Raw genomic sequence first — 18760 nt, 5'->3', positions numbered from 1 at the left:
CGAGGGAGCACCATATAATCATGGTAGATGTGGTCCGCCGCACAAAATGTAGTCTTTTTGCTTGGAGAGAAACTACATTATTGGCAGAGTCCGTGACAAGAGACCTTACCGTAAGCTGATTCGGTTTTTGAGGTTTTCCCCAATTTGCTGATTTCAAGTGTCATCTTGCCGTCGTGGCGATGCGTTGACAGGCAGATGGAAACAACCGATAAAACGCTCCGGTGCCGCCCAATGGGCGGCATTTTGATTTCATTCTTCCGTGCCCGTATCTGCGCGGGGCGGAACCTATCTCATGCTCAGTGGGGACCGTGTGGATGCGTGAATCTGCGCTTTATGGAACATATGCTCGTCAACCTCTCGCTTTCGAGAGGGGCGAAGGGTGCTGGATAGAGACGGTCGAGGGCGACCGCTATCTGGATTTCGCAGCCGGGATTGCGGTCAACTCGCTGGGGCACGCACACCCGCATCTGGTTTCCGCCCTGACCGAGCAGGCGGGCAAGCTGTGGCACGTCTCCAACGTTTACGAAATCCCGGGGCAGCGACGTCTGGGCGAACGGCTGACCGAAAACAGCTTTGCCGATAAAGTATTTTTCACCAATTCCGGTGCCGAGGCCCTTGAGTGCGCCATCAAGACGGCGCGGCGCTTTCACCATGTGAACGGCCAGCCCGAACGCTACCGCGTCATCACATTTGAAGGCGCTTTCCACGGCCGCACGCTCGCGACAATCGCTGCCGGCGGTCAGGCCAAGTACCTGGAGGGGTTCGGGCCGAAGGTCGAAGGCTTCGATCAGGTGCCTTTCGACGACATGGACGCGCTGGTCAAGGCGATTGGCCCGGAGACCGCCGCCATTCTGGTTGAGCCGATCCAGGGAGAAGGCGGGGTGCGCCCCATCCCCAATGCTTCGCTCAAGCGTCTCCGTGAATTATGCGACCGTCACGGATTGCTCCTCATCCTTGATGAGGTGCAGAGCGGTGTTGGCCGTACGGGCAGGCTGTTTGCGCATGAGTGGGCCGAGATTGCGCCGGATCTGATGGCTGTTGCCAAAGGCATTGGTGGCGGATTTCCGCTCGGCGCCTGTCTTGCCACTGCCGAGGCCGCGAAGGGCATGACGCCTGGTACACATGGGACCACCTTTGGCGGCAACCCACTCGCCATGGCGGTTGGCAATGCGGTGCTGGACGTCGTACTGGAAGACGGATTCCTTGAAGAGGTCGGCAGGAAGGGGCTTCAGTTCAGGCAGAGCCTCGCCGCCGTCGCCGATGAGTTTCCCGATATCATCGAGGGCGTGCGCGGCGAAGGGCTGATGCTCGGCATCAAGTGCAAGGTGCAGAACCTTCGTCTGCTTGAAGCTCTGCGCGACCAGAAGATGCTTGTCGTGCCTGCCGGTGACAACGTGTTGCGCCTTTTGCCGCCACTCATCATCACTGAAGACGAGGTCCGCGAGGCGGTGAAGCGCATCCATGATGCTGCGGCCAGCGTAAGGGCGACCGAAAAAGCCGATGCTTGAGAAAACCAGGGAGGCGGGCATGGCCAGCGGTCTTCGCCACTTTATCGATCTTTCGAATGTCGGTCCCCAGGACCTGCGGTTCATGCTTGACGATGCGCGCGTGCGCAAGGAGAGGATGAAGGCCGGCGAGCGCGAAAGGCCGTTCGAAGGCAAGGCGCTGGCGATGATTTTCGACAAGCCGTCAACCCGAACCCGCGTTTCCTTCGATGTCGGCATGCGCCAGCTCGGCGGTGAGACGATCATTCTCACCGGCACCGAAATGCAGTTGGGCCGTTCCGAAACGATCGCGGATACTGCAAAGGTTCTGTCGCGCTATGTGGATGCCATCATGATCCGCACAACGGCTCATGAGCGACTGGTTGAACTGGCGGAGAATGCAACCGTCCCGGTGATCAATGGCCTGACCGACGATACGCATCCCTGCCAGATCATGGCTGATCTCCTTACCTTCGAGGAGCATCGCGGCCCTGTGAAAGACAGGCTTTTCGCCTGGACGGGTGACGGCAACAATGTACTTCACTCCCTGATTGAAGCGTCCGCACGTATGGAATTTCCGTTAAACATCGCGGTGCCTAGGGGCAGCGAACCCGATGCGCAATACGTCGATTGGGCACGCTCGAATGGCGGTCGCATTACCTTCACCGAAACCGCCGAAGACGCGGTCAGTGACGCCGATTGCGTGGTCACCGACACCTGGGTTTCCATGGGGCAGGAACACCGCGCACGCGGTGACAATGTGTTCATGCCCTATCAGGTGAACGAAACGCTGATGAAGCACGCGAAACCCGACGCGCTTTTCATGCACTGTCTGCCCGCGCATCGTGGTGAAGAGGTTACGGACGAGGTTATCGACGGACCGCATTCTGTGGTTTTCGACGAGGCCGAAAACCGCCTTCATGCGCAGAAAGCCATTCTTGCCTGGTGTCTCAACCGTTGACGAACGAAACCAAACAGCTGGGTGAATTTGGCTTTGCCGGCGACGATCACGTCGTGCCCTTCGATGTGGATCCACTGGATGTGCGCGGTCGCGCGGTTCAGCTCGGACCGATGCTCGATCAGATCCTCGCCCGGCACACCTATCCCGAACCGGTGGCGAGGCTTCTCGCCGAAGTCATCGTGCTTACGGTGCTGTTGGGCAGCTCGCTGAAATTCGAGGGCAAATTCATCGTCCAGACCCGATCCGACGGGCCGGTGGATATGCTGGTGGCAGATTTCACCACGCCGCACTCCGTGCGCGCCTATGCGCGCTTCGACGAGGCGCGGCTCGATGAGGCGGTCGCTGCTGGCAAGGAATCGCCGGAGGAACTGCTTGGCGCGGGTGTCCTTGCGCTGACCGTTGATCAGGGCTCCGACATGCAGCGTTACCAGGGCATCGTGCAGCTGGATGGCACGACCCTTGAAGAGGTAGCGCGCACATATTTTCGACAGTCGGAGCAGATCCCAACACAGGTGCGGCTCGGCGTGGCCAAGATGGTTCTTCCCGGTGCCGATGGCGGGCGGGAGCACTGGCGCGCTGGTGGCATGCTATTGCAATTTCTTCCCAGTTCGTCCGATCGCATGCGCAGCGCCGATCTGCCCGGCGGCGATGGCGACGAGGAACATGATGGGTCTACCCACCCTGAAGATGATGCCTGGCAGGAAGCCCGGATGCTGTTGGCGACTGCAGAAATGACAGAGCTGGTCGATCCCACGGTCGGCGCAGAACGACTGCTTTACCGACTTTTCCATGAGCACGGTGTTCGTGTCTACGAAGGCTCGGATGTGCGTGACGACTGCTCCTGTTCGCGTGAAAAGATCAGATCGGTTCTGGATGGCTTCACGCCCGAGGAGGTGGCCGACAGCACCGAGGATGGTGTCATTCGGGTGACCTGCGAGTTCTGCTCGACGGAATATGTTTTCGATCCGCAGGATTTCAGTTGATCCGCTCGGTCGCCCCCGGCAGATCGAGCGAGAAGGCAGGGATATCCACCTCGAAAAACGCTCCGTGCGGTCCTCGCATCGTGTAGCGCCCCACCATGATCCCGGACGGGACGGAGAGCGGGCAGCCGGAAGTGTAGGTGTAGCTGTCGCCTGGTTCCAGGACCGGCTGCTCACCAACCACGCCTTCACCATGCACCTCCTGAACCTTTCCCGTCTCGTCCGTAATGTGCCAATAGCGCGCCACCAGCTGTACGGTTTCTGGTGAGTGGTTGCTGATGGTGATCCGGTAGGCCCAGACGAAGTGGCCGCGCTCGGGATCCGATTGCGCTGGCAGAAAACGGGGTTCTGCACAAACTTCGATCGATTGTGTGTTGGCTCTGTACATTGTTGGAAACTGCGTCCGGGTGTCGATCAAACAAGGATGACCTGATCCGGCAAAAGATCAAGGGCTGGCAGTTCATGACACTATTGTGAGGAGCGTACGAGCCGCGAAACCACTAGGGTCAGGGAAACAGGGAAGCGGGAAAACATGCTTGACGGTTGGGCGCACCGGCAGATCAAACCCGGTTTATCCAGCATCGCGATGAGGCTTGTTGCGGCAGGCGTGCAGGCCAACATGGTCACCTATGCCGGGCTGGGGCTGGGAGGGGCGGCGGCCACAGCCATTGCATTGCAGGGTTACTGGGCGGGTCTCGCTCTCATTTTGTTGAGCCGTTTATGTGACGGTCTCGATGGAGCGGTCGCGCGGATCCACGGCAAAACCGATTTCGGCGGTTACCTCGATATCGTGTTGGATTTTGCCTTCTACGGCGCCGTACCGCTTGGCTTCGTCATCGCCGATCCGGCTGCCAACGCAATCGCAGGTGCGGTTCTGCTACTCGCGTTTTACGTAAATGGTGCGAGCTTCCTCGCCTATGCGATCATGGCAGAGAAGCATGGGCTGACCAGCAACGCGCGAGGGGAGAAGTCGCTGTTCTTCACCACGGGGCTGGCTGAAGCGAGCGAGACACTGGCGGTTTTCGCGCTCATGTGTCTGTTTCCTTCCTGGTTCCCCGCCCTTGCCTATTCATTTGCCGCGCTCACGGCCTATACGACTGTATCGCGCATGGTTTTGGCCGGCAGACGTTTTGGCTGAACGACCCTCAGGCAGCCTCCAGCGCGCGCTGGATGTCGACAATAAGATCGTCTCCATCCTCAAGCCCGACCGACAGACGCAGTGTGCCGTCGCCTATCCCTAGCTCTGCACGGGGCCTCGTCGGAAAGGTTCTTGTGGGTTGTCGTGGCGGGATGGGTGATCAGGCTTTTGGCATCGCCGAGATTGTTTGAGATCTGGAAGACCTTCAGGGCGTTCTCGAAGGCGAAGGCAGCACTCTTTCCTCCCTTCAGATCAACGCAGATCAGTGTTGAGCCCCCCGTCATTTGCCGGGCGATGATATCGGCCTGGGGATGGTCCTTTCGTCCGGGGTAGATGATGCGGGCAACCTTCGGGTGGTCGGCGAGAATATCGGCGATGCGACCGGCGCTCTCGGTCTGTTGACGCACGCGCAGCGGCAATGTCTCCAGGCCCTTCAGCAGCGTCCACGCATTGAAAGGAGAAAGGCTGGGGCCCGTATGCCGGAAATAGTCTTGCAGGTGTTCATCGACCCATTTCCTGTCGGAGAGAACGACACCACCCAGGCACCGGCCCTGACCGTCAATGTGTTTCGTGGCAGAATAGACGACCACATGGGCGCCAAGCTCCAGCGGTTTTTGAAACAGAGGGGTGGCAAACACATTGTCGACCACCAGCCGCCCGCCAATCTCGTTTGCGAGAGCTGCAATGCCTGCGATATCGGCCACTTCGAGTGTCGGGTTGGTAGGACTTTCAAGGAAGAAAAGCTTCGTGTTGGGCTGGACCGCGGCTTTCCAGTTTTCAAGCTTCGCCCCATCGATCAGCGTGGTCTCGATCCCGTAGCGGGGCATCAGTGTTTCGATCACCCAGCGACACGATCCGAACAGCGCGCGACCGGCCACCACATGATCGCCGGCTCTGAGCGAGCAGAGAAGTGCGGCAGCGACAGCGGCCATGCCTGACGACATCGCGCGCGCTTCTTCGGCCCCTTCCAGCGCACACATGCGGCGCTCGAACATGTCGACGGTCGGGTTGGCATAGCGCGAGTAAACGAAACCGGGCTCCTCGCCCTTGAAGCGGGCTTCGGCGGCTTCTGCGCTGTCATAGACAAAACCCTGCGTCATATAAATCGCTTCGGAAGTCTCGCCAAATTGCGAGCGCGTGACCCCGCCGTGAACAAGCGCCGTCTGTGTTTTCCAGTCGTTTTCGGAATGATCTGTCATCGCTATCTCACCCAACAAAAAACCGGCCGCGGAAAAGCCGCATGCCGGTCCGGTGATCGAGCACGGCCTTTTAGCGACTTCTTTAACGTGGCTGCAAGCCGACCGGCCAAATCACCACGGGATAAAGCTCCATTAGACCTTCAAGCGCCTTGCGTCAACGACGAGCGGCGCTAAACCTCGTTCAAACAAATCCTGTGCAAGGAGAGGGGCATTGGCTAAAGCCGGAATTCTGCCGGACAAAGACATTGCGGCACTGTTCAACAATGGCGCGCTTGCCTCGGATCGGCCACTGGACCCTGACCAGATCCAGCCGGCCAGTCTCGATCTGAGGCTCGGCAGTGTCGCCTATCGTGTTCGCGCGAGCTTCCTGCCCGGCCCAAATCATCGGGTTTCGGAAAAACTCGCCAAGCTCAGGCTGCATGAAATCCAGCTTGGTGAAGGGGCCGTTCTGGAAACGGGATGTGTCTACATCGTGCCACTTCTGGAGGGGCTCGATCTACCCGATGGCATCTCTGCATCGGCCAATCCGAAAAGCTCGACCGGGCGCCTCGACATCTTCACGCGCGTGATGACCGACAACGGGCAGGAGTTCGACAAGATTCCCGCCGGATATTCCGGCCCCCTCTACATGGAGGTGAGCCCGCGCACCTTTCCGATAGTTGTGCGCACCGGATCGCGACTTTCGCAAATCCGGTTCCGCACCGGCAAGGCGCTGCTCGATGAAAGTGCGCTGGCGGAATTGCATGCGCGCGAGACGCTTGTCGCTTCGGAAGACCCCAACATCACCGGGGGAGGCATCGCGCTTTCGGTTGATCTGAGCGGCGGTGCGGATGGATTGATCGGCTACCGCGCCAAACATCACACGGCGCTTATCGATGTCGATAAGCGCGATCAGCACGAGATCGAGAATTTCTGGGAGCCGCTGACAGGGGACGGCGCTGGCGGGCTCATTCTCGATCCAGATGAATTCTACATTCTGGTCTCGCAGGAGGCGGTGCATGTGCCCCCGCATCACGCGGCGGAGATGACGCCCTTCGACCCCCTCGTGGGGGAGTTTCGCGTGCATTATGCCGGCTTCTTCGATCCGGGTTTCGGGCATTCGCATGCTGGCGGTACGGGCAGTCGCGCCGTTCTGGAGGTGCGCAGCCACGAGGTTCCGTTCATCCTTGAGCACGGTCAGATCGTCGGGCGCCTTGTGTACGAACGGATGCTCTCACGACCCGACGCGCTTTACGGTGCGGATCTGAAATCCAATTATCAGGGCCAGTCGCTCAAGCTCTCCAAGCATTTCCGCTCGCGTTGACCGCTGGGGTCAACGCCCATCCCTTGCCTTTTCAAGGTTCAGATTCTGGACCTCTTTGCGAAGTGCGCGAATCTCGTTGAGGATGATCTCCTGCTCCGCCTGCAGCGCCGTGCGTTCGGCGGAAGCCTCTTCGTCATGCTCGGCCTGCATGGCCGAGACGATGATGCCGATGAAGAGATTGAGCACGGTAAACGTGGTCGAGACAATGAAGGGTATGAAGAACATCCACGCAAGAGGATAAACTTCCATCACCGGCCGAACGATACCCATCGACCAGCTTTCCAGGGTCATGATCTGGAACAGCGAATAGGCCGAGTGCCCGATCGTGCCAAACCAGTCCGGAAAGGACGCTCCAAAAAGCTTCGTGGCCATGACGGCGAATACGTAATAGACGAGGCCGAGAAGCAGCATGATGGAGCCCATGCCCGGAAGGGCTGAAATCAGGCCACCCACTACGCGGCGCAGTGACGGAACCATGCTGACCAGCCGCAAGACGCGCAGGATACGCAGCGCGCGCAGCACCGAGAGCCCGGCCGTCGCCGGAACGAGGGCAATGCCCACTACCAGAAGATCGAAAATCCGCCATGGATCGCGAAAGAAACTCTGCCGATACACGACAAACCGTGCAAGCAACTCGGCAACAAAGACACCAAGAATGGCCTGATCCAGCGTTTTCAAAGCCGGACCTATCGCATCCATGGCCCGTTCGGAAGTTTCAAGCCCCAGCGTGACTGCGTTGACAACGATAAGAGCGGTGATGGCCGCTTCGAAGCGGCGGGATTCGATCAGGCTTTTGAGCGCTTTCACGTTTTGCGGTCCGGTAGATGATTTGCAGATCTGAGCGGCAAGAGGTGGGGTGGAATTGGGAGAACGTCAAGCCGTTCATCGACGATTCGGTCGGTCATTCTTGGCTGCGGCTGAAAATGAGCGGAGCATAACGGCAGTCGTGGAGCGTCGGTCGAGTGATCGGCGGCCACCGTCGCGACGATTGCCGGCGTGTTCAGATGCGGTCTGTATCAATAATTAGAATTTTTCCGGGAGAACACGGAAAGGGACGAAATCGTCAAGCGTTGAACCAGCTGCGAAACGGACGAAGATCACGGGTATGGCAAATGGAATGTGATACTCTTGCACAACTTCCCGATGGATAAGGATATGAAGTAAAAAAGAAATTATACATCAATGCGCTTTGAGGCCGTTGGATTGATCTGGAGCCAATGTGCCACGGTGATTCCATCGCAAAAGTAGGCCGACTCATTATTGCGGCTGGACAGGCTGTCTAAATTTTGAGAAATTGCGACGCTATCTCGCATCTCGGGTGATATCTCGCCACGTCACTTGTCCTTGGAAGGTTTCAGATTGATAACCACTTCTGGTCTGACGAAGAGCTTCGATCTTGAAGGTGGAAGCATCCTCGCCCTGGCCCCGCTTGATCATCGGATCGAAGAGGGCTCATTCGTCTCGATTGTTGGACCATCCGGTTGCGGCAAGTCGACCTTCCTCCGCCTGATCGCGGGTCTTGAAGACGCTTCTGGCGGTACGATCAAGCTTGACACCGGCACTGTAAAGCGCCCGGTCGGGTTCGTCTTTCAGGATGCCGTCCTGTTGCCCTGGAAGACGGTTCGCGACAATATCCGCTTTCCGCTCGACACCGCCGGTGTGCGCCGCGACGAAGGAAACCGCATCGTCAGTGAACTGATCGATCTCGTAGGTTTGACTGGCTTCGAAGACGCGCTGCCCAAGCAGCTTTCCGGCGGCATGCGTCAGCGTGCTGCAATTGCCCGGGCGCTGTCTGACGATCCGCCCATTCTTCTGATGGACGAACCGTTCTCGGCGGTAGACCTTCTCACCCGTGAAACGCTGAACGACGAATTGCTGCGGATCTGGCAGCGCACGGGCAAGACCATTCTTCTGGTCACCCACAGTGTGGAAGAGGGCCGCCTATCTCGGCAGCGAGGTGATGGTGATGTCGCCGCGTCCGGGCCGTTTGAAAAAGACCTATACGGTGGATCTGCCGCATCCACGCGGCGAGGCCACAAAGCTTGATCCCGCTTATCACCAACTGGTCGCCGAGCTGCGCCAGGACATGCGGGAAACGGAATGATGCTCGCCCGTTTTCGCCCCGTTTTCGAATATGGTGTGGCGCTTCTCTTGCTGACCATCGCCTGGTGGTATGCCAGCGGACCGATGGGCATCCCCAAATATCTTCTTCCGTCGCCGCAAAGCACGGTCTCGACCCTGTGGGACTGGATGGTGAGTGGCCAGTTGTGGCCCCATCTCTGGTTCACCGTGCACAACATTTTCCTTGGCCTGGGCATTGGTGGCGTGGCCGGTATCGCCGGTGCCTATCTGCTCTACAAAATGCCCCGGCTTTCCACCTATCTGGATGGCCCGCTGGTTGTCTTCCAGACCGCGCCGAAGATCGCCCTCGCGCCCCTGTTCGTTGTCTGGTTTGGTCTCGGCCTCACGGCCAAGATCGTGCTCATCGTCTCGCTGGTCTTCTTCCCGGTGCTGATGGGCGCGCTTGCCGGCTTCCGCAGCATTGACAGCCGCATGCATGACCTTGCCAAACTCCTGAAGCTCAACCCGGTTTCGCTTTTCTGGCGCATCGATCTGATGGCCGCTCTCCCTGGCATTTTCGTCGGTCTCAAGATCGGCGCGGTGCAGGCACTTGTCGGCGCGATCCTTGCTGAATGGATTTCCGGCAGCGAGGGGCTTGGCTATCTGATGACTTTCGCTTCCGCCACCTACAAAACGTCACTGCTTTTTGGCGCGGTGCTTTTGACCTCGCTTCTGGGCATCGCCCTGCATGGGCTTCTCGGCGCGATCGAGGGCCGTCTCCTTTCATGGAAGGTGCAGGATGGCCGATAGTGCAAAACCCACCGCTCGCCTGCCGTTTTCCGGCGGACGTCCCCCCCATCTCCCTTGCGGGCCTGGCGATGTGGCCGAGGACGTTCTGGTGCCCGGTGATCCCGACCGTGTCGCGCTGCTGCGCGACATGCTCACCGATGTGCAGGATTTCGGCCGCAAGCGCGAGTTTGCGCTTGTGACAGGCGTGTATGAAGGTAGGCAACTCACCATCTGTTCCAGTGGCATCGGCGGTCCCTCGACCGAGATTGCCCTGGTCGAGCTGGCCATGCTGGGCGCAAAGCGTGTGATCCGCATCGGCGGCTGCTCCGCACTGGTGCCGGAAATCCCCACCGGCGACTACATCGTGCCGCACATAGCGACCGGCATGACCGGCGTTGCAGCCCTTTATGCCGAACACGGCCATCTGCCGGAGGCCGATCCCGCGCTCGCGTCAGCGCTTGAGAACAGCGCAGAGGTGCTGGGGCTGGGCGCACACCGGGGCATGATCGCGTCGACCGACAGTTACTATCTCGGGCAGGACCGACCGCTCACGCTGGATGTGGTGGACAGCCCGGACGCTGGATATCTGGACCGTTTCCTTGCCGAGGGGGCCATCGGGGTGGAAATGGAATCGCAGGTGATCCTGGCCGTCGGCCGGGCTCTTGGCCTCAGGGCGGCCTGCCTCTTGGGTGTGCACGGCAATCGTGCGACCGACAATTGGCTTGTCGATTATGAAAACACGCAGCGAAACCTGCTCCGCATTGCGGGTCGGGCTTTGGCACTGGATGCGTGCAACTAGGAGATAAAAATGAAATTCATGCTGAAAACCGGCGTTGCCGCGCTCGCACTCATCGCTTCGGGTGTGGCTGCACTTGCTGCCGACAAGGTCGTCATGCAGATCGATGGTGCAGCCGTGCCTTTCTATTCGCCGCTCTACGCCGGCGTTGAAAACGGCTTTTTCGCCGATCAGGACATCGAGGTCGAGTTCATCTATGCCGGCGCGTCCGACATCCTGACCAACATTGCCGCCGGCAATGTGGATTTCGGCTTCCCGAATGGTGATGCCGTCGTGGCGGCAGCCGCCAATGGCCTGCCGGTAAAGGTGGTCCACACCACCTATCAGCGTGGCATTGGCGCGTTGCTGGCCAAGAAAGAGACCGGCATCGAGACCTATGCGGACCTGAAGGGTAAGACCGTGGCCGTCACCTCGCTCGGTTCGCCCAACTACCTTCAGCTTCAGGTGGGCTTGCAGAATGCAGGCCTCTCGCTCGACGACATCAAGCTTGAAGTCGTTTCCACCGGCGCAATCGTTCAGGCGCTCCAGAGCGACCAGGTCGATGCCATCGTGTTCTCCGAGCTGCGCAAATACAATCTGGAAGGCGCGGGCGTCGATGTCACGATGATCCTGTCCAACGACTTTCTGCCGTCCTTCGGCAATGTGGTTGTCACCTCCAGCCGTCTGCTCGAGGAAAACCCGGATCTCGTGAAGCGCTTCACCAATGCCGTCACCGCCTCCTATGAATGGGTGATCGACGGCCATGTGGACGATGCTCTCGAAATCTCCTTCGAGAAGTACACGCCAACCTGGTCCGACCAGAAGGAGCTTCTTTCCACGGCATTCAAGAACAGCTTCGTCGCCTCCGTCTGGCAGAGCGACCTGACCAAGGAGAAGGGCCTCGGTGCAGCCGATCTCGACGCCTGGCAGGCCAATGCCGACATTCTGGCGAAATACGAGGTCATCGAGGAAGCGCCGAAGGCTGCCGACTTCGTGGTCGATCCGTCCTCGATCGGCGAATAAGCCATGCTGAAGCGCGGGATCGCGGGTCTGGTTCTCATCGTCGCCCTTTGGGGCGGCGGTGTGTTCCTGTTCAATGTGCCAGATTATCTGTTGCCGAGCCCGGCCGCCGTCATGGCGCGGATGGCGTTTCTTTATGAGAACGCCAGTCTTTTGAACCATGTCTATGTGACGGTTATGGAGATTTTCTGGGGCTTTCTGGCGGGCTTCCTTGCAGGCATTCTGGCCGCATTGCTGTTTGCCCGCTTTCCCGTTTCCGAGCGGATGTCGACGCCGCTCATCCTGCTTTTGCAGACCGCGCCCAAGATCGCCATCGCGCCACTGCTTCTGTTGTGGCTCGGTCTCGGGCCGGCTCCCAAAATCGTACTGGTCGCCATCGTTACCTTCTTCCCGGTGATGACGGGCATGCTGTCTGGCCTGCGTTTCGTCAACAAGTCCTATCTGGATCTGGCACGCGTCCTGAAGCTGTCGCCGCTGCAACGCTTCCTGCATATCGAGCTGCCTTCTGCACTTCCGACCCTCTTTGCGGGTGCGACAGTCGCGACGACGCTTGCCATGACGGCAGCCGTGATTGGCGAGCTGATGGGCGCCAATGAGGGTGTGGGCTATCTCCTTTCCTCTGGACAGGAGAATGCCGACACGGCCACAGTGATCGGCATGGTGCTGCTCCTCTCGCTCATGGGCTGGAGCTTTTATGAACTGTTCGAAGCGTTGCGCCGTCGCATGGAGGCGCGCTTCGCGGAAGGGTGATGAATGTCTGTGAACGGTCGTGTCTTCCTGTGCGTTCTGGATTCGGTGGGCATAGGCGGCGCACCGGATGCCGAGCGGTTTGGCGATGCCGGTTCCAACACGGTTCTTCACATTGCCGAAGCCTGCGCCGCGGGCAGGGCGGAGGAGGGGCGTTCCGGCCCGCTTAAACTGCCCAATCTTTCTGCTCTCGGTCTTGGTGCTGCCCTCGAGCTCGCTTGCGGCCAGTCCGCGCCGGGGCTGACTGGGCCCGAGGCCGAAGCCTCGTGGGCCGCACTTCAGGAAGAAAGTGCCGGCAAGGACACCCAGACCGGACACTGGGAGCTGGCAGGCCTGCCGCTTTCAAAAGACTGGCATTATTTTCCCCATGAGGTGCCGGCGTTTCCCGAGGAGGCGATGGCGCGCCTTCGTCAGGCGGGCGGGCTGGAGCGCACGCTTTTCAATGCGCATGGCTCGGGCTCGGATGTGCTAAAGCGTTTTGGGGCGGAACACATGAAGACCGGCGCGCCGATCGTCTACACTTCGGCAGACAGTGTGGTGCAGATCGCCGCGCATGAAGAGACATTCGGCCTCGAACGGTTGTTGCGCCTGTGCGAGGCTGCCGCCGAGGTCTTCCATCCCATGAATGTCGGGCGCATCATCGCACGGCCTTTCGTGGGCGATGCGGAAAGCGGCTTCACCCGCACCGCCAACCGGCGCGATCTTGCCATCGCACCGCCCGGAGAAACGATCTGTGACCGTCTGGTGGCCGCTGGCCGCACCGTGCATGGCGTGGGAAAGATCGGAGACATCTTTGCCGGCAAAGGCATTTCGCGTGTCCTGAAAGGCCCCAACGACGATGCCCTTTTTGACCGTCTGCTTGAGACTGTCGAAACTGTTGCCGACGGCGATCTCGTCTTTGCCAATTTCGTTGAATTCGACAGTCTTTACGGCCATCGCCGCGATGTGGCGGGTTATGCGCGGGCGCTCGAATGGTTCGACCGTCGCCTTGCCGAGCTTCTTCCCAGGCTGCGCCCCGGCGACCTGCTGATGCTGACGGCCGATCACGGCAACGACCCGACATGGACGGGAACGGATCACACGCGCGAGCGGGTTCCTCTGCTTCTGGCGGGTGATGCATTGCCCTGGCCTGGTAGCGGTGGCGTCCTGCCTTTCAAGAAGGTGGCCTCGCTGGTGGCGAACCATCTGCTGGATTGAGGCGAATTCCTTCCTCTGCACTTTGCGTGAGTTCAAGAGGGGGCGGCAGATGAATGTCGCGCGTTCCCGGCGCTTTGGACGGAGCCGTTGGGTGCGGGTGCGCTGACGGCACTCTGCGGGATTTGTGGAGGGGTACGCTTCGGAGCTCCCATTCTCTGTCGCAACTTCTTGAATGCGCGTGGACCGGGACGGCGGGCCGGGAATTGCACGCAGTCTGCTGCGAACGTCAGTTCGCAGATGACAATTAATCATTCCCAATAGGCAATTTGCATCATGAGCCGAGATTGGCCCTCCGGTAAGCAGCTTTCAGGCAGAGCCGGGCTGGCTGCTGCCGTCAGCAGGACTGTGCCGACGCTCTGAGCGTTTTTCTCAATCCGAGTTTCGGCCCGAAGATGGGAAGCATAGTGTCATGATCATGAATGCCCTGCCAAATATTGCAGCATGCCAGGCATCGGAGCATCGTTTCTTTCGCCACGCGTTTCGCGCAGCCTTGTTGTCGACAAGTGCCTTTGCTCTATACGCCGCACCGGCAGCGGTTACGTCGGCCCAGGCACAGACGGTTTGGTATGGTACCAACTCCAGTAATTGGTTCAGCCCGTCAAACTGGAACCCCGCTAGTGTGCCGGATGCCAATACCAATGCCTATATTGCGGTCGGCGACCCCAACAACCAGCCGGTCATTGATGGTTTTGTCAGTCCGTTTGTCGGTTTGACACAGGATATTCACATCGGTTTCGATGGCGCAAATCCCAGTCGTGGCGTTCTGACCATTCAGAATGGCGGCCGTCTTGACAGCAGCCGGAACGGGTACATCGGCTATAGTGCGGGAGCGAACAGCGCCGATGCGCGGGTCATCGTGACCGATGCTGGCTCGGTATGGAACCTGACCAGCGGATTCTTGACGGTGGGTCAATCGTATGAGGGTACCTTGACGATCCGGGATGGCGGGAAGGTCAACAGCCATCAGGGCATACTGGGTTCCGCCCCCAATGGGGTCGGTACGGTCAATATCTGGCGGATGGGGTCTGAATGGAATCTCACCAGTGACATCGTCATTGGCGAAAGCGGACGGGGCGAGCTCACGATCTCGGACAATGGTCATGTGTCCAGCGCCAGCGGCATTCTCGGCTTGAACAGTACAGGCGAAGGTTCTGTGATCGTGGCAGGGGTGGGGACCAGATTTACCGCTGCCAACACCATGAGCGTGGGCGTCCGCGGAATAGGTGAACTGACGGTTGCTTACGGCGGAGAGGTCGAGATCATCTCCGGGCTTGGAGTGGTGAAACTCTCCGACCTTGCAGGGTCCCGGGGAACGCTCAATATCGGTGGAGCCTCCGGCGAAGCGGCGGTGGAAGCGGGTAAGCTGAATGTGCCTCGTGTGGCCTTCGGAAACGGAGAGGGGACGCTCGTCTTCAATCACAGCAATGCCGGCTATACGTTCAGCGCTGACCTCGATGGCTACGGCACGATCCTCCACGAGGCTGGAGAAACAGTTTATACCGGGTCCGGTGGGTTGCTCTCCGGTCAAACCAGGGTCTCCGGTGGCCGCCTCCTTGTGAACGGTTTCCTGGGCGGGATGACAACCGTGAACGGTGGCGTTCTTGGAGGAAGTGGCGACGTCGTCGACCTTGCCATCAATTCCGGCGGGACCCTGGCGCCGGGCAACTCCATCGGCGTGATCGCGGCGAACAATGCCACATTCAATGCCGGTTCGGTTTTCGAGGTGGAGTTGAACGATGGGGGCAACGCAAAGGGGGTGAACAATGATCTCCTGAATGCGACGCATGGTGCTGGCTACCTTGAGATCAATGGCGGGACGATACACGTCAAGCCTGAGAACGGTACCGACGATGGGTCGACCTACACACCCGGGCTGATCTACACGATCATCGAGGCGAAAGACCGGTCGGGCGAATTCGATCAGGTGATTGATGATTTTCCGCTCCTGACCTTCACCGACATCTATTCTGGTGCGAATGTTTATCTCCAGTCGGCGGCGGTTTCGACCTGCCCGGGTGGGATGACCTTCAACCAGACCAATACCTGCGGCGGCGTTATGTCCGTTGGATCGGGTGACATGTACAATGCAGTGCTCAACCTCACCGGTTCTGAGCTGCCGGACGCCCTGGATCAACTTTCCGGCGAGGCCCATGCCTCGGTCGTCGGGGCTCTGATCGAGGATAGCCGGTTCCCGCGCGAAGCAGCGTCTGATCGGGTGCGTTCGGCGCTCAGATACGATGGAGCATCGTCAGTCGCGCCCCGCGTTGATTACGGTGTTGACTTGTGGGCACGCGGGGTCGGTTCGATCGCCAACTGGAACGGCGATGGCAATGCCGCCATTACTGGCCGCTCAAAAGGCGGGGTTTTTCTCGGGGCAGATGGTTCTGTTACCGACACGTTAAGGCTCGGTGTGCTGGGCGGCTATTCCCGCGCGAGTTTCAATGTCGATGATCGCATGTCCTCCGGCACGGTCGACACATATACTCTTGGTGCCTACGGTGGTGGGGAATGGGGCCGGCTCAACCTGATGGGCGGTGTGGCCCATGGCTGGCACGGCGTCGACACGTCACGGACAGTGAGGTTCACAGGTTTCTCAGACCGTCTTTCCGCTTCCTACAGCGCACGAACCCTGCAGGCGTGGGGTGAGGCGGCTTACAGGCTCGATATGGGCTCTGCCCGGTTTGAGCCCTTCGCGAACCTGGCATACGTGAATCTCTCCACCGATGGCTTCAACGAAATCGGTGGACCAGCGGCATTGACTGGGACGTCCGAAACGTTCGATGCGACCTTCACGACGCTCGGCCTGCGCGCCGAAACCGATGTAGCGCTCGGGGTTATGGCTGCCACGCTGCATGGTACCGTCGGCTGGCGTCACGCAGTCGGTGATGCCCCCGCCTCGCAGATGCAATTCGCTTCGGGCGGCAATGCTTTCACCATCGCAGGTGTGCCTCTGGCACAGGATACTGTTGTGGTCGCCGCAGGGGTGGATGTGAGCCTCTCTGAAAGCACCGCTCTGGAGGTTTCCTATGGGGGGCTTTTTGGGGCGGGGCTGCAGGATCAGTCGGCCAGGGCAAGACTGAGTGTGAAGTTCTAAGCGGTGGTGCGGTGGAGCGGAATGGCCCATGTCGCAAAACAGCCCAGCGCCGGACAACCCTGACGAAGGCCATCGCTGCTTTCGTAGCCTGTGGTTTCAAACTGGCTTCCGCCGTAGCCAGAGCAGGGTCCCGGCATAGCCCGGGACCTGATCATGTCAGGACACAAGTGGGAGCAGCTTTAATGCAAGGTGATAGTGCAGGCGCAGTTTTGGCTGCAGCGCCTTTCTGCCAGTCAACTCTGTGATCTGGGCGATACGATAGCGCACCGTGTTGTGGTGAAGGTTCAGCACCCGTGCGGTTTCTCTGTAATTGCCATTTGCATCCAGAAAAACGCGAAAGGTATCAATCAGATCGACACGGTGGCGCTTGTCGTGTTCAATGAGCGTTCCAAGCCATTCATTCACGAAGCGGTTCACGTCCGGCTGCATGGAGCTCTTTGAGAACAGGCGGTAAAACCCGGTGTCGTCATACAGGAAAACACCGCCGGTTCTGCTCGTGCTGCGACCGTGTTCGAGCGCCTGAACCGCTTGCTCGTAGGCGCGATAGAAATGTTCTACCGCCGTGACCTGGCTGACGCCTGCTGACCATAGAACATCGTTCGCTCCGATCCGCCTGAGACCTTCATCAACCTGTTCCTTGAAGAGTTCGGGCTGGCAAAGCAGTTCATCATTCTCGGGAACCATCACCACAACGCGGTTGTTTGCAATCACGCCGGTGATGGTCTCGCCATGCTTGGAGAAATGAACCCGCAGGGCATTTGAAAGTCCGAGCAGGCGGTCGGCTGCGGTATCATGAAAAGCGACCACAATTCCCACATAGCGCGCATAGAGATGCTTTCCGATTGCTCCGTAACGTGCGGTCAGGGCAGCATAGGTCTGCGTGCCAAGAGAGCGGTCGATCAAAGACAGAACCAGCTCGTTTTGTCTCTCGAAAATGCTGCTTTGATCTGCCCTGATCTGACGAACCTTCAGAGAGATGAGGACCTTTGCATAGCCCAGATGGTCGAAGTCCTTGTCGGTCAGTCTCCGGTTCCTTTCAACCACCACAAGCGTGCCAGACATCCCGTTGGACTGCTCATACGAGGTGAAGACTATGCTTGTCTGACGACCCGTCCTGCGGATGAAGGTTTCCTGGGAACGAATTGCCTCGCTGGGCCAGCCGTCTTCCTCCATAAGGGCCCGGGCATCAGCGATTTCGGCGTTGGGCTCGTCGGGAGCGCTCAGCAAGAGGCCGTCCATCGGACTGGTGACAATGACCGGATTTGCCAGGAGTGCGTGGAGCTCGTCGAGAAGATCCTGCAGTGTCGAATCGACCAGAGACACCTTCCCCAGCCGTTCTCCAAAGCGTTCGGAGTGGGAAGCGCTTCCTGCACGAGCCTCGAAATAGTTCGACATGACCGGTGTGATGATCTCCACCCATGCCACGTCTTCGGGAACGACGATTATCGGAAAGTCGAGCGCGTTCGCACAGTCAATCATCTTTTGTGGCACGCGCTTCATGTAGCGGTTGAGTTTGAGGCCGAGGCCCGATGCTCCATGCTCAACGAGCTCCTGTACGAAGTGATCGAGGGTGTGGCGCAGTTGCAAAAGCGGATAGGTTGAGGTGAGCGCGAGTTCCTCGCCCCTCAGCCAGCGCACGGCATCCGGTGCGTCAAGCACCGTTGCCGTTTTGACAATGCGGTCGAGGCCTTTCTCTCCGGCGAGAAGGCGGCCCTCCTGCATTGCCGGCAGCGCCAGCACCTTCCCGATTGTCATTTCCATGCTTCTCAACCCCTACCCACGCGCGACCGGCACGGGGACCATACCGCTTTGTATCCAAAGTACAAAGAAATTTGCCGGCGTTTCATTACGCTGGTCAATAGTTTTCCGGCTTTCAGATCGGTACGGTCACCTTCGAACAGAGGGGGAGTCAGTTGAACTCAAACAATCCGGTGTTGCCACCGGCGCGGCTTGATGCGCTCGAATTTCTTCAGCAGGCCGTGCGTTGCAATACGATATCAACGACCGGGAAC

At 59.2% G+C, this 18760-nt stretch carries 15 protein-coding genes, 1 pseudogene and 1 riboswitch; of the genes and pseudogenes, 12 read left to right on the top strand and 4 right to left on the bottom strand.

The features are described from left to right. The first annotated feature begins 314 nt into the window (after positions 1-314). Genes AB2N04_RS18720 through AB2N04_RS18710 form a run of 3 tightly spaced genes read left to right on the top strand, consistent with a single transcriptional unit; the run spans position 315 to position 3428 of the window. Positions 315-1508, top strand: coding sequence for an aspartate aminotransferase family protein (locus AB2N04_RS18720; RefSeq protein WP_367716198.1), 1194 nt, complete (start codon positions 315-317; stop codon positions 1506-1508). Between the two features lie 19 nt (positions 1509-1527). Then, positions 1528-2445 carry an ornithine carbamoyltransferase gene (argF, locus tag AB2N04_RS18715; protein WP_367716197.1) on the top strand — a complete coding sequence of 306 codons (918 nt, stop codon included), beginning with the start codon at positions 1528-1530 and terminating at the stop codon, positions 2443-2445. Continuing rightward, positions 2442-3428 (top strand): Hsp33 family molecular chaperone, encoded by a 987-nt coding sequence (locus AB2N04_RS18710; protein WP_367716196.1) that lies wholly within the window; start codon positions 2442-2444, stop codon positions 3426-3428. The genes argF and AB2N04_RS18710 overlap by 4 nt, the downstream gene beginning before the upstream one ends. Here AB2N04_RS18710 and apaG read toward each other — a convergent pair. Continuing rightward, positions 3421-3813: a Co2+/Mg2+ efflux protein ApaG gene (gene apaG / locus AB2N04_RS18705; protein ID WP_367716194.1), complete on the bottom strand. Its 393-nt coding sequence runs from the start codon at positions 3811-3813 to the stop codon at positions 3421-3423. The genes AB2N04_RS18710 and apaG overlap by 8 nt on opposite strands. 144 nt (positions 3814-3957) lie before the next feature. On the opposite strand from apaG, the gene AB2N04_RS18700 reads away from it, so the two are divergent. Further along, on the top strand, positions 3958-4563 hold the full coding sequence (locus tag AB2N04_RS18700) for a CDP-alcohol phosphatidyltransferase family protein (RefSeq protein WP_367716192.1): 606 nt from the start codon (positions 3958-3960) through the stop codon (positions 4561-4563). 7 nt (positions 4564-4570) lie between these two features. On the opposite strand, the pseudogene AB2N04_RS18695 reads toward AB2N04_RS18700, so the two are convergent. Further along, positions 4571-5762, bottom strand: a pseudogene (locus AB2N04_RS18695) (O-succinylhomoserine sulfhydrylase). Positions 5763-5812: 50 nt separating this feature from the next. Beyond that, positions 5813-5890: riboswitch (SAM riboswitch) on the bottom strand. A gap of 83 nt (positions 5891-5973) precedes the next feature. Between AB2N04_RS18695 and AB2N04_RS18690 the strand changes: the two are divergent. After that, the gene (locus tag AB2N04_RS18690; protein WP_367716191.1) at positions 5974-7065 is read left to right on the top strand and encodes a 2'-deoxycytidine 5'-triphosphate deaminase; all 1092 of its coding nucleotides are present in this window, start codon (positions 5974-5976) and stop codon (positions 7063-7065) included. A gap of 9 nt (positions 7066-7074) precedes the next feature. Here the strand turns inward: AB2N04_RS18690 and AB2N04_RS18685 are convergent, their stop codons facing one another. Next, on the bottom strand, positions 7075-7872 hold the full coding sequence (locus tag AB2N04_RS18685) for an ion transporter (protein WP_367716190.1): 798 nt from the start codon (positions 7870-7872) through the stop codon (positions 7075-7077). Between the two features lie 552 nt (positions 7873-8424). Here AB2N04_RS18685 and AB2N04_RS18680 point away from each other — a divergent pair. The 7 genes from AB2N04_RS18680 (at position 8425) to AB2N04_RS18650 (ending at position 16748) form a co-directional block, all read left to right on the top strand. Then, positions 8425-9111, top strand: coding sequence for an ABC transporter ATP-binding protein (locus tag AB2N04_RS18680; RefSeq protein ID WP_367716188.1), 687 nt, complete (start codon positions 8425-8427; stop codon positions 9109-9111). Between the two features lie 54 nt (positions 9112-9165). Further along, a complete protein-coding gene (locus tag AB2N04_RS18675; protein ID WP_367716187.1) occupies positions 9166-9936 on the top strand; it encodes an ABC transporter permease in 771 nt (256 codons plus the stop codon). Further along, the gene (locus AB2N04_RS18670) at positions 9926-10714 is read left to right on the top strand and encodes a nucleoside phosphorylase (protein WP_367716186.1); all 789 of its coding nucleotides are present in this window, start codon (positions 9926-9928) and stop codon (positions 10712-10714) included. Before AB2N04_RS18675 ends, AB2N04_RS18670 begins: the two co-directional genes overlap by 11 nt. 9 nt (positions 10715-10723) lie before the next feature. Then, positions 10724-11713: an ABC transporter substrate-binding protein gene (locus AB2N04_RS18665; RefSeq protein WP_367716184.1), complete on the top strand. Its 990-nt coding sequence runs from the start codon at positions 10724-10726 to the stop codon at positions 11711-11713. A gap of 3 nt (positions 11714-11716) precedes the next feature. Then, positions 11717-12460, top strand: coding sequence for an ABC transporter permease (locus tag AB2N04_RS18660; protein ID WP_367716182.1), 744 nt, complete (start codon positions 11717-11719; stop codon positions 12458-12460). A gap of 3 nt (positions 12461-12463) precedes the next feature. Beyond that, a complete protein-coding gene (locus AB2N04_RS18655; RefSeq protein WP_367716180.1) occupies positions 12464-13654 on the top strand; it encodes a phosphopentomutase in 1191 nt (396 codons plus the stop codon). Positions 13655-14273: 619 nt separating this feature from the next. Further along, complete coding sequence (locus tag AB2N04_RS18650) at positions 14274-16748, top strand: autotransporter domain-containing protein (protein WP_367716178.1); 2475 nt, start codon at positions 14274-14276, stop codon at positions 16746-16748. A 156-nt stretch (positions 16749-16904) separates the two neighbouring features. Here the strand turns inward: AB2N04_RS18650 and AB2N04_RS18645 are convergent, their stop codons facing one another. Beyond that, a complete protein-coding gene (locus tag AB2N04_RS18645; RefSeq protein ID WP_367716176.1) occupies positions 16905-18503 on the bottom strand; it encodes a PucR family transcriptional regulator in 1599 nt (532 codons plus the stop codon). Positions 18504-18760: the final 257 nt, after the last annotated feature.

Source organism: Nitratireductor sp. GISD-1A_MAKvit (genome assembly GCF_040819555.1).
Lineage (GTDB): Bacteria > Pseudomonadota > Alphaproteobacteria > Rhizobiales > Rhizobiaceae > Nitratireductor.
Note: the sequence above shows the minus strand (reverse complement) of the source record. Positions and strands in the feature narration are given on the sequence as shown.